Source organism: Bradyrhizobium sp. I71 (assembly GCF_022354745.1).
GTDB lineage: Bacteria > Pseudomonadota > Alphaproteobacteria > Rhizobiales > Xanthobacteraceae > Bradyrhizobium > Bradyrhizobium liaoningense.
In genome coordinates, this window is sequence record NZ_CP059398.1 from 6,060,961 (window position 1) to 6,073,066 (window position 12,106).

Annotated in this window: 9 protein-coding genes; 4 read left to right on the forward strand and 5 right to left on the reverse strand. The window is 64.5% G+C overall.

Features of this window, described 5'->3' with window-relative positions; all coding sequences use genetic code 11:
* Positions 1-51: 51 nt before the first annotated feature.
* The 5 genes from FJV43_RS29020 to FJV43_RS29040 form a co-directional block, all read right to left on the reverse strand.
* Complete coding sequence (locus FJV43_RS29020) at positions 52-1,686, reverse strand: thiamine pyrophosphate-requiring protein (RefSeq protein WP_239622418.1); 1,635 nt, start codon at positions 1,684-1,686, stop codon at positions 52-54.
* 108 nt (positions 1,687-1,794) lie between these two features.
* Positions 1,795-4,725 carry a winged helix-turn-helix domain-containing protein gene (locus FJV43_RS29025; protein ID WP_239622419.1) on the reverse strand — a complete coding sequence of 977 codons (2,931 nt, stop codon included), beginning with the start codon at positions 4,723-4,725 and terminating at the stop codon, positions 1,795-1,797.
* A gap of 181 nt (positions 4,726-4,906) precedes the next feature.
* Complete coding sequence (locus FJV43_RS29030) at positions 4,907-5,329, reverse strand: putative quinol monooxygenase (RefSeq protein WP_239622420.1); 423 nt, start codon at positions 5,327-5,329, stop codon at positions 4,907-4,909.
* 73 nt (positions 5,330-5,402) lie between these two features.
* Entirely contained in the window at positions 5,403-6,248 is an 846-nt protein-coding gene (locus FJV43_RS29035) for a VOC family protein (protein ID WP_239622421.1), read from the reverse strand.
* Between the two features lie 38 nt (positions 6,249-6,286).
* The gene (locus FJV43_RS29040) at positions 6,287-7,300 is read right to left on the reverse strand and encodes an aldo/keto reductase (RefSeq protein ID WP_239622422.1); all 1,014 of its coding nucleotides are present in this window, start codon (positions 7,298-7,300) and stop codon (positions 6,287-6,289) included.
* Positions 7,301-7,713: 413 nt separating this feature from the next.
* Here FJV43_RS29040 and FJV43_RS29045 point away from each other — a divergent pair, with 413 nt between their 5' ends.
* The 4 genes from FJV43_RS29045 (at position 7,714) to FJV43_RS29060 (ending at position 12,091) form a co-directional block, all read left to right on the forward strand.
* Positions 7,714-8,649: an AraC family transcriptional regulator gene (locus tag FJV43_RS29045; protein WP_239622423.1), complete on the forward strand. Its 936-nt coding sequence runs from the start codon at positions 7,714-7,716 to the stop codon at positions 8,647-8,649.
* An 82-nt stretch (positions 8,650-8,731) separates the two neighbouring features.
* Positions 8,732-9,196, forward strand: coding sequence for a (2Fe-2S)-binding protein (locus tag FJV43_RS29050; RefSeq protein WP_239622424.1), 465 nt, complete (start codon positions 8,732-8,734; stop codon positions 9,194-9,196).
* A gap of 1 nt (position 9,197) precedes the next feature.
* Positions 9,198-11,450, forward strand: coding sequence for a molybdopterin cofactor-binding domain-containing protein (locus tag FJV43_RS29055; RefSeq protein ID WP_239622425.1), 2,253 nt, complete (start codon positions 9,198-9,200; stop codon positions 11,448-11,450).
* Positions 11,451-11,458: 8 nt separating this feature from the next.
* The gene (locus FJV43_RS29060) at positions 11,459-12,091 is read left to right on the forward strand and encodes a hypothetical protein (protein WP_239622426.1); all 633 of its coding nucleotides are present in this window, start codon (positions 11,459-11,461) and stop codon (positions 12,089-12,091) included.
* Positions 12,092-12,106 lie beyond the last annotated feature (15 nt).

A 12,106-nucleotide genomic window follows, 5' to 3' on the forward strand; every position in this document is an offset into this window, starting at 1 on the left:
GGAGAGGTGGACGGCGGCGCAAGCAGTTGGACTCCATCGAGGGCGCCCGCCTCACGTGCCCGGCCGCGACACCTCGGTCTCCTTGCTGGTGATGAACTCGAGCAGCACCGGGACGCCTTCCTGCGTCTTCTGGATGCCCCGCTTGATCGCGGGCACGATGTCCTCCGGCCTGGTCACCCGCTCGCCATAGCCGCCGAAGGCGCGCGCCATCGCGGCGTAGTCGCCGGAAATGTCGGTCGAGCGATACTTTTCGGTCGAGACCGGCATCACCTTCAATTCGATCGCCATCGAGAAATTGTTGAGCAGGATCGACATGATCGGGATGCGCTCGCGCACCGCCGTCTCGAAATCCATGCCCGTGAAGCCGATGGCCGCATCGCCCCAGACATTGATGCAGAGCTTGTCGGGCCTTGCCAGCTTGGCGCCCATCGCCAGCCCAAGGCCGTAGCCAAGCTGCGTCGTCTTGCCCCAGCCGAGATAGGTGAGGGGCGCGACCGCTTTCCAGAACGGAGAAAGCTGGTCGCGCGGACTGCCGGCATCGTGGGTGATGATGGTGTTCTCGATGTCGACGGTGTGCTGGAGGTCCCACAACACGCGGTACGGGCTCAACGGTGCGTCGTTGCTGGTCAGCTTCGGCATCCATTTCGCCAGCCACTCCTTGTGAGAGGCCGCGATCTCGGCCGCGACCGCCGAGGCATCGCGATCCGTGGTGACGCTCTTGCCGATCTCCTCCAGGAGCGCGTCGAGCACGAGGGCGGCGTCGCCGACGAGGCCGATCTTCGCTTCCACGTCCTTGTTGAGATGATTGGGATCGAGCGTGGAGTGAATGATGGCTTTGCCCTTCGGCATCGCGATGCCGAAATTGGTCTCGGTGAAGGAGCAGCCGATGCCGAAGATGACGTCGGCCTCGCTCAGGAACTTCGGAACCGCGCGCGGCACCGCAAGGCCGCCGGAGCCGAGCGAGAGCGGATGCGTTTCCGGAAACGACGATTTGCCTCCGAGGCTGGTGGTGACGGGGATCGCCAGCCGCTCGGCGAGCCGTTTCAGTTGTGGCCACGCCTGTGCGTAATGGACGCCCTGGCCGGCATAGATGACCGGCCGCTTCGCGTTGACGAGGAGGCCGGCCGCTTCCTTCACATGCACGGGGTCGGCGCCGTAGCGGGTGCGCAGCACCGGCGTGTAGTCGAGCGGCTCCGGCACCTCCTCGTTCCACATGTCCGAGGGGATCTCGACGATCACAGGCCCGCCGCGGCCGTTCTTCAGCTTGGTGAAGGCGCGGCGGAAGATGTTGGCGACTTCGGTCGCGAGGATGATCGGCTCGGACGATTTCGCAAACGGCTTCATCGCCTCGCTGGAATTGAAGTTCGGCTCGATATGCGCCAGCCGGCGTTGATAGCCCATCGGCAGCACCAGCACGGGTACGGATTCGCCAAAGCACTGGGCGACGCCGCCCATCGCATTCTCCGCACCCGGCCCGTGCTGCATGCAGAACGCGCCGATGCGTCGCCCCGACGTGACCCGCGAGATCGCATCCGCCATGTGGATGCCGACGCGCTCCTGCCGCACCATGACGGGGCGGATCTCGGCTTTCGCCGCGTGCTCGATCAGATGGTTGACCGGATAGCCGCAGAGGATCTCGATCCCCTCGCGCCTCATGATTTCCGCGATCGCGGTCCCGAGCTTCATGGCGTCTCTCTCCCTGGGGCATGGCCGGTTGGTCCGGCTGGTTGGGGAGAGAGGATCAGGAATTACGCGAGGCGTAAAGCACGCGCGGCTGGCGCGGCGGTAGGCCAGCTATGCATCGCGGGCGTGCACTGGCTTCGGCTGGCGATAGTGGCCGCAGCCGCTCGCCGTCGGCGGCGCGCACCGCAGCAGGTGCGAAGCCGCAGCCAGATCCGGCGTCTCGAAGCCCTCGGCGAAGCCTTCATAGATCGGGGCGAGCAGTCGGACAGCCTTGACCTTGCGGCCGGTCCCGATCCAGTGTGCGGCGAGATCGGTGGCGATGCGCAATTCAAATGTCGCCGCTCCTATGGCGCGTGCTTCGGCGAGTGCCTGTTGCAGCCGCTTTTCAGCGCGCAGCGGCTCGCCGGCGTGGAGAAGAACCGCTGCGTCGACCCGCAAAAGTTCTGGCCGGCACCAGCGCTCGCCCTGACGTTCCTGATGGCCGATCGCCCGCGTGATGGCCTCGCGCGCCTCCGCGATCCGCCCTTGCCGCAAATAGGCGCGGGCGAGGACCGCGAGATAGCTGCCGATCCGCATCAGGAAGCGACATTCGATCAACTCCTCGATCGCCGCTCGCATATCCTCCACCGCGCGCCGATCGCCACGCAGGTCACGAAGGCAGGCGGAGAAATAGCGTTCGACCGGAACCCAGCGCGAGATGCGCTCACGTTCCAGGTTGCGACGCAGACGCTCGGTGAAGCTCGCGAGCGCGTCCAGATTACCGGTTTCGAGCGCGACGGGAAGCGCGGCGAGCCCGAGCGCATTCGACTGTGACACCCAATGGCCGCTGCGATCCGCGGCCTCGACGGCGTCGCGGGCCAGCCTCGCAGCGTAGTCGGCTTGCCCCTGCATCCACGCCACGAACGGCAGGTTGAAGCGGACGGTGATGAACCGGTAGACTTCGTTCGCATCCTTGCGCGAACGGCCCTTGGCGAGCGAATAGGTTGCCGCGAGACGATCCAGAACTGCGCGGCTCTTGCTCAATTCACCGGCAAAGGCGCAGGCCCAGGCCAGCGCGCGGTCGGCTTCGGACGTTGCCGTCAAATCGCGGTCGCGGTCGGCTAGCTCCGTGGCCTCCTCGAGATAGGTTATGGCGCGCGGGACCTGGCCAATCTGCAGCAGGTAGAAGGCAAAACCGACCAGCGCGCGCTGCTGATACTCGATGTTGCCGGCGCTCCTTGCAAAAGCGATGGCATCGAGCCAGGCGACCTCGTTCTCATTCGACATCTTGCGGGCGTAGAACAGGCTCCATCCAAGGGCGCAGGCGAGCTTTGCCTTCAACAGATCGTCGCACGCGACGGTCTCGGCCAAGGCGAGCGCGTCCTCCAGCCGCGCCTGCGCTTCCGACAGGATGGAGGTTTCCGACCACAAGGTGATCGCTGCAACCGTGAGCTTGATTCCGAGGACAGGATCGCCTTCCTCCCCGAATGCCCATGAAAGAGCGGCGCGCAAATCGGCGATGCGACCAAGGTAGCGCTGTGTCCAATCGGCCGGCTCGCGCCAGTTCCATTCCTCCTCGGATTGTTCGAACAGCGCGAGGACGCGTTGCGCATGGCGGGTCAGCGCCTGGCCGCAGGCAGGATCGGCCCGGCGCCGCTCGGCGGCATAGCGCCGAGTGCTGTCGAGCAATCGGTAGCGCAGGCTTGAGCCCTGGGCCTGCGCGCTCAAAAGCGATTTGGCGACGAGACTGCCGAGTCCGGTGACGACGTCGACCGGCGTGAGCCCTGTCGCCTCGGCGACGAAGACCGCGTCCTCAACCTCGAAGGCGTCGCTGAACACCGACAGCAGGCCGAACAGTCTGGCTTCCCTCTGCGAAAGCAGCCTGAAGCTCCAGTCGATCGTCGCCATCAGGGTTTCCTGGCGTGGCGGCGTGCCATCGGCGGCGGGAGCGCGAAAACCCAGATTGTGGTCGAGGATTGCCACCAATTCGCGAGGATTGAACCTGCCGATCTGGGCTGCCGCCAACTCGATGGCAAGCGGAAGGCCGCCGAGCGAGTGGCAGATCCAGGCGATGGCCTCGCAATCACGATCGACGAACTGGTAGTCCGACCATTCGGCGGCGCGGCGAACGAACAACTGCACCGCGGGAAACCTGACGGCCTGATCGACGGTCAAGGCGTAGCCGGATTTCGGTGAGGCCAGCGAACCCAGCCGGACGACATGCTCGGTGGCGGTGCCGAGCGGCTCGCGGCTCGTGGCAAGCAACCTGGAAGGCGATGTGTCCGCCATGAACCGGCCGGCGAAGATCGTCGCGGCGGGCAGCACATGCTCGCAATTGTCGAGAATGAGCAGCATCTGCCGCGGTCTCAAATAGTCGAGGGCCGCAGCCAGACTGTTGTCCGGATTGCCTCTGATGCCCAGCGCCGTCACCAGTGCCGCCCCGAACAGCGTCGGATCGGAGATCGTGGCGAGATCGACGAAGCAGACGCCGTCGCGACACCGTGGCGCAAACGCCTGGGCGACCGCCACGCCAACCGTCGTCTTGCCGATTCCTCCGGCGCCAGCCAGGGTCACGTGCCTGTTGTCGGCCAGCAGGCCGGCGATCTCGACGACCTCCGCTTCACGACCAACGATGCCGCGCGGCAATGGCGGATTGGACAACGGGAGCGGTTCGGCGAGCGCCAGATCATCCTCGATCTCGCCGATGCTGATTTGCACCTCGGCGATGAACTTGTACCCGCGGCGCGCCACGGTCGCGATGTAGACGGGCTCGATCTGGGTATCTCCCAGCGAACGACGCAAGCTCCACATGTTGACCTTGAGATTGCTGTCGTGGAGGAAGGTGCCCGGCCAGGCTGCGGCCATCAGCTCATTCTTGCTGACGAGTTCGCCGCAGCGCTGCACCAGCACTTGCAAGAGTTCGAATGCGCGCCCGCCCAGTTTGACCGGGCGTCCGTCGAGAAGGAGCAACTGGCGGCGGGGAACCAGTCGAAATGGGCCGAAGCAGTATGTGAGTTCCTGTCGGAGTGTGGCCCGTTGCCGTGTCTCCGTGGCAGCCCGCATTGATCCATGCCAAATCGATCGAACAGATCGCCTGCCATTATCATGCACTGCAAACTGGTTGAAGAGAGTCATTCTGAATTCGCACGATCGCCGCGGGATCTGCCGCGGGATTGCTGCGACAAAATCGCTCATGCGCCGGCTGGAGGTGCCGGCGCGCGGGACGGATTCTCGACCGAACTCGCTATTTCTGGCGTTTGCCTAGAACCGCCATGCGCATGACTTCGACGCCGCCGTCGGCAAGTTCCGGCAGCTTGGCGAACCAGTCCTTCACATAAGGCATCGCGTTGTGCGCGTCGAAATCGGCCTGGCTGGCGAACACCTCGTAAAAGATGAAATGACCGGGTTTGGCGCGGTCTTCCTGAAGGAAATAGACCAGGTTCTTGGGATCGCCGCGAACCAGCTCGATCAGGGGCAAGGTGGCTGCGCGCAGCGCGTCTTCCTTCCCGGGCTTGGCTCTCACCTGCGCCACCACCGAATATGCGCCATCCGGAATCTCCTGATAGCGCACGCGCGGCGCTTCCCCGGCGACCGCGGACGGCGCCGTCATGGCCATCGAGGCGGCGGACAGCAGGACGCAAAGCGAATTGCGGACGAGACTTTGCATGATGAGCTCCTTCACATGTGATTGTGAGTTCGGAGCGACCGGCATCGAACGGTCGCCCGCCACATTTGAGGCGTCAGCGCACGACTTTCTGCTGCCGCTTTGCCAGGGCCTCGCTGAAGCGCTTCTTGACCGGGTCGAGCGCTTTGACGAATTCGAGTTGCTCGCCCTCGGGACCCTTGCAATAGATCAGTTCCCAACCGTTCGAAGGCTCCGCCGTCACGCGGTTCGTGTTGGCGCTGCGGGGAGCCGCCTTGCGGTCTGCTTCCGTCATGACGCGGATGGTGCGGTTCGCTCTCACCTGTGTCATGCCGCGGCGCGCGGACTCGGCTTCGAGGTCGGCGATGAACTTGTTGAAGTCGACGTCGTCGCGAACGTAGAAGCAGATGTGCATCATGCGCGGAAAAGCCGGGCTCATGTGCTCCAGCGGCTCGGCAAAGCTCTTCGCGCTGCCCATGGGTTGATCGGCCTCGCGATATTGCAGCAGTTCGAGCACCATGTTGTCGAACTGGATGAAGCGGACATCGAGCCGCTGCGCTCCGCTTCGCAGGTCGGGAACGCCGATCGTCCGCGGATTGACCCCGCGTGCGTTCGCCTCGATCTCCTGGTCGGCCAGCAGCGTGTTCTGCACCCCGTCGCCCTGGAAGTCGCCATGACGAAAGACCTCGGTGCCGCCGAGCACCTCCGTATAGAATTCGTAAGCCCGCTCCATGTTCTGGACCGTCAACCCGAAATGCTGCACGCCCTGCAGCCGCGCGCCGAGCGGCGCCTCGTTGCGCTCGGCTGGGGACATGCCCTCCGGCGCCGCGGACGCGGCTGACGGCATGCTGCCGACCGCAAGACCGGTGATCATCGCGGCGCCTGCCGTGCGAAGCAGGTTGCGGCGTTCGATTTCGGCAACGTTGCTGCTTTCGTCGGTCATTCTCGTCTCCTCGGTCTGTGGGTGATGTCGTGTGCCGGTCAGCCGGCGTCCGGAAGCGGAGCAGCTGGATTGACGAGACCGGCCGATCGAAGTTCGCGCCAGAAATCGCCGGGTATTGATTGGTCAAGCGCCGCGCGGTCCTCGGCGATGCGGCCGGGCCGGCTCGCCCCCGGGATCACGGCGGCAACCACCGGGTTTGCCAGCGCGAACTGCAGGCCTGCGGCCTTCATGCTGATGCCGTAGCGATCGGCGATCGCCTTGATCCGCGCCACCTTGTCGAGGATTTCCGGAGGCGCTGGCGCATACTCGAAGTTCGGACCGCCGACGAGCGCGCCCGAGCTGTAGGGTCCGCCGACGACGATCGCGAGCTCATGCTCCGAAACCATCGGTATCACCCGCTGAAGCGCCCGGGCATGGTCCAGCAGCGTGTAGCGGCCCGCGAGCAGGAAGCCGTCGGGGCGCGGCTCTTCGAGCGCGAGCAGCAGCTCGATCGGCTCCACCCGGTTGACACCCAGCCCCCATGCCTTGATCACGCCCTCGTCGCGCAGCCTGTCGAGCGTCCTGAACGCGCCCTTGCGCGCACTTTCGAAGATCGAAAGCCACTCGTCTCCGTAAAAATCCTGCGCGACGTCATGCACGAAGGCGATATCGATATGGTCGGTGCCCAGCCGCTTCAGGCTGTCCTCGATCGAGCGCAACGTCCCGTCCCGGGAGTAGTCGTTCACGATCCTGTTCGGACGGCCATGTTTGAAGACGCCGCCTTTCTCGCCGAGATCGCGGGCACTGACATCCTCGACCTCGTCCAGGATCAGGCGCCCGACCTTCGTGCTGACGACATAGTCGCTCCGCGGTCGGCCGGCGAGCGCTGCACCCATGCGGATCTCGGCAAGACCTGCGCCATAGAAGGGCGCCGTGTCGAAATAGCGGATGCCGTCGTCCCAGGCGGCATTGACCGTCGCGAGGGCTTCCTGCTCCGGGATGTCACGAAACATGTTGCCGAGCGGCGCCGCACCGAAGCCCAGTCTTCCCGGCAGAATATCCTTGAGAGCCATGCTGCATATCCTTCGCTGGTAACGGACGGGACCATCGTCGGCGACTGCGGCAACGTCGACCTCGGCGATCGCGCTTTCGGTCTTCGTCACATCGATCCGGCAGGACTGCCGTTCGATGGACCATCACTGGCTCATCCGGCCATTGCGGTATTTCCGGTTCCTGCGCGATGACGGACGCATCTTGCTGATCGGGACTGGATCAGCCGTTCGAGCCAATCGAGCGCATCGTCCAAGCCTTTGCTTTGACAGTCTTTTACCTCTTTTAACCGCGCCGGCTCTGGACTTCGCTCCAGCGGCTTGTGAGAAGTTCGCATCGGTGTGGCAGCGACCGGGCTGCAACTCGTCACCGGATGGAATGATGGCTCGCTCGCGAGACGGGGCCGGGATTCGCCGCAACTGAAGCGGAGGTCGTGATGGCGCTCGTGACGCATGGAGATCAGAAATATCAGAACAGCGAGAAGCTCGCGGCGGCCAGCGATTGGCCGGGGCTGAGCATCGAGCATCGCAAGTTCGAGGCGGGATGTCAGGCAACGCCCGTTCCCATCTGCACCGAGCTCGTCATGCTGCTGTCAGGCGGCGGGATGGTGTGCCGCGCCGGCAACGGTGAGATCCAGAAGAGCCTGGCGCGGCCGGGGATGAGCTACCTCGTGCCCGTGGGAACGCAGGAGAGCCATCTCGAGCTTGCGGACCGGATGGAATGTCTGCATCTCTATCTGCCGCCGGTGCTGCTCGACCACAGCGCCCTTGCGGATTTCGATATCGACCCGGCAAAGATCGAGATCGCCTACGCTCACGGTCTGGCGGACCAGGTGCTCTTCCACATCTGTTCGCCGCTTCGCGACCTGCTCCATCGTCCCCGCCAGCCGACCGACGCGCTGTTCGTGGAGGGAATCCAGGTCGCGCTCGCAGCGCATCTTCTGGGAAATTATACGATCGAGCGCTGGCGCGCGCCCGAAAGGTCGCCGTCGCTCGATCCGCGGCGTCTTCAGCGCGTGCTGGACTATATCGAGGCCTCTCTTGGCGGCGACATCAGGCTCGAGGATATGGCGGCGCAGGCCTGCCTCAGCCCCTATCATTTCTCACGGTTGTTTCGTGAAGCAACCGGACTGTCACCGCACCGCTACGTCACCGATCGCCGCGTCCAGGCTGCGCGGCACGAGCTCGCACGCGACCGCCTGTCCCTGGTCGAGATTGCCCTGGAGTTCGGCTTCGGCTCGCAGGCCAATTTCACGCGCGTATTCCGCAAGGCCGCAAGTCTCACGCCGGGGCAGTATCGCGAACTGTGCTGCGGCCAGGCGGCCGTGAATGCCGATCGCAACAATACGGCATTCCGCAGAGATTGCGCATGATCCCGCAGGATTCGGGAATACGGCTCGGTTTGCATCGTGCAGTGCTGCTACGACGACCAGATACGCGAGGGGATATGCCGACATGATCGAGCTCATGGTGAACGGGATCAAGCGCCAGGTCGACGTCGTTCCCGAGATGCCCTTGCTGTGGGTGCTGCGCGACGAGCTCGGCATCACCAGTGCCAAATATGGCTGCGGAGTCGCGCAATGCGGCGCCTGCACCGTTCACATCGACGGAATGGCGGTGCGGTCCTGCCAGTCGCATATCGGCGAGGTCGCGGGCAAATCGGTCGTCACGCTCGAAGGCCTGGACAACAAGGATCACCACCCGGTCTTGCAGGCCTGGATAGAGCATCAGGTCCCGCAATGCGGCTACTGTCAGACCGGACAGATCATGCAGGCCATCTCGCTTCTTGGATTGATCCCTGAACCAAACGACGAGCAGATCAATCAGGTGATGTCCGGCAATCTCTGTCGCTGCGGTACCTATCCGCGCATCCGCGCGGCGATCCATGCGGCGGCGAAGAAGAAGATGGCGGAGAAGTGACATGGGCCACATGCAGACCCTTTCGCGTCGAGCGTTTGTCGTCGGCTCCGCTGCCATCGCCGGCGGCATCGCTTTCGGTGCCTACGCCAGTGCTGAAGCGGCCACCAGCGCAAGCGACAATCCGTTGGCCGCCGGTCTTGGCCCGAACTCGGTGACTTTCAATCCCTGGGTCGAGATCAGCCCGGACAAGATCACGCTGATCGCCCAGCACGCCGACATCGGCCAGGGCGTCGGCTCGGTGCAGCCGATCATGATCGCCGAAGAGATGGACCTCGATCCCGGCCAGTTCGAAGTCCGCTTCGCCGGCCCCAGCCCGGCTTATTTCAACACCGGCTTCGCCGACGAGTTCGCGCCGTTCGTGGCCGCGGACCAAAGCCCGGCCGCGGAGGAAGCGCGCGCCAAGTCGCTCGAATGGCTGAGACAATCCGGCTTGCAGATGACCGGCGGGTCGAGCACGCTGCCGGACACCTATGACAAGCTGCGTGTTGCCGGCGCGGTCGCACGAGAAACGCTGAAGGCCGCCGCTGCCAAACGGTCGGGCGTCGCCGTGGCCGACCTGCGCACTCAATCGGGCCATGTGATCCTGCCCAACGGGACCAAGATCGCCTACGTCGATCTCTCTGCGGACGCCGCAAAGATTCCGCCCGTGCTCGATGCCAAGCCGCGCAATCCCTCGACATGGCGGATGCTGGGCAAGCCGATGATGCGGCTCGACATCCGCGACAAGGTCATGGGAGAGCTGAAGTTCGGAATCGACCTGAAGATGGAGGGCATGCTGTATGCCTCCGTCAAGCTGAACCCCAGCAAGGGGCAGCCGCTGAAGTCATACGACGCCGGCAAGGCGCGGTCGATGCCGGGTGTCAGGAAGATCCTCGAAATCAAGAATGGCGTCGCGGTGATCGCCACGAACAGCTGGTACGCGATGAAGGCGGTCGACGCCATCGCTTGCGAGTGGGCGCCCTCGGCCTATCCCGCCGAGCAGGCCGACCATTGGAAGGTGCTGGAATCCTCTTTCAAGCCGGAATTTCTGGGCAAGGAGTGGCGAAAGATCGGCGACATCGAAGCCGGCCTGAAGGCGGGCAAGCTCGTCGAAGCCGAATATCGCGCACCCTATGTGGCGCATCAGCCGCTCGAGCCGCTGAACGGGATCGGCCTCGTCACCGACAAGGGCATGGAGATCTGGGTTGGCCATCAGAGCCCGCGCTTCGTGCAATACGTCGCGGCGACCGCGATCGGTCTCAAGCCGGAACAGATCACCTTCCATAACCAGTGGACCGGCGGAAGTTTTGGCCACCGTCTCGAATACGAGAACGTCCGCGTTCTCGCCGAGATCGCCAACCAGATGAAGGGCACGCCGATCAAGCTCGTGTTCTCGCGCGAGGAGGATTTCCTTCAGGACATTCCGCGGCAGATTGCGATCGCGCGGCACCGCGGCAGCGTCGACAAGGGCAAGATCGTCGCCGCCGATCTGCAACTGGCCTCGACGACGCCGCTCAAGGGATTGCTCGAGCGTTCGGGCACGCCCTCGAAGGATCCCGACGGGCAATTGGCCGCGGGCCTGTGGAACGTCTACTACGACATCCCCAATTTCCGGGGTACCAGCTACGAGGCGCAGGGACTGTCGCCAAGCACCACGTGGCGGTCGGTCGGCGCCTCCACCTCGGGCTTCTTCACCGAAAGCTTTATCGATGAGCTGATCCACGCGGCCGGTCTGGATCCCATGAAGGCGCGGATTGCGATGTGCACCGTTCCGCACTACCGCAAATTGCTGGAGACGCTCGCGCAGATGTCGGATTGGAAGGGGCCGCTCGGCAACGGCCGCGGGCGCGGCGTCGCGTTCGTCGAATCCTTCGGGACGCCGGCAGCCGAGGTCGTCGAAGTCACGATGACCGACAGAGGCATCAGGATCGACAAGGTCTGGGTTGCCGTCGACGTCGGCAAGGTCGTGGATCCCGTCAATTTCGAGAACCAGGTGCAGGGCGGTGTCATCTGGGGACTCGGCCACGCCATCAACTGCGAACTCACTTACGCGAAGGGCGCGGTGCAGCAGACCAACTACAACCACCATGAAGCAATGCGGATCTATCAGTGCCCCGTCATCGAAGTGCGCGGGCTGGAGAACGATCCGAAGGTGAGGGGCATCGGAGAGCCGCCGGTTCCGCCGGCCGCGCCTGCGCTCGCCAATGCGATCTTCGCGGCCACCGGAAAGCGCATCCGCGAAATGCCCTTCAACAAGTTCATTGATTTCGTGTGAGGCGAGCCATGAGGAGATCTCTGATTGCGGTCGTCTTCGCGGCTTCAGCCGTCGCGGCGCTCACCGGGATCGTTGCGGCCAAGGACGAGGCCGCCAAGGACGTGCTGCCGCCCGGCAGCGTCAGCCGTGTCCAGGGACTGGAAGCCTGGAAGCGGATTGAGGCCGTCGTGACCCATCCACGTTGCGCCAACTGCCATGTCGATGCCAAGGCCATACCCATCTGGACGCCGGCCGGCGAAACCAAGCCGCGCCCGCATGGCATGAACATCCATGGCGGCGAGAGCCGCATCGGCGCGGAGGCGATCCCGTGCTCGACCTGTCACATGACCTCCACCCAGGCGAACGAGCCGGCACCGTCGCCGCCGCGCGCCGGTATCGACTGGCAACTCGCGCCGGTGGCGTTCATCTGGTTCGGCAAGAGTGGTGCCGAGATTTGCGCGCAGATGAAGGACCCGAAGCGCAATGGCGGCCGCGACGCCGCTGGCCTTGTTGAACATTTGCGGCACGATGCGTCCTTGAACGGCTTCATCCCGCGGGGCTGGGCGCCCGGTGCAGGCCGCTCGACGCCGCCGGGCACCTTCGAGGATCACGTCAAGGACATGGCCCTGTGGGGCGCCGCCGGACAGCCCTGTCCGAATTGACGACCGCGCGCCTTG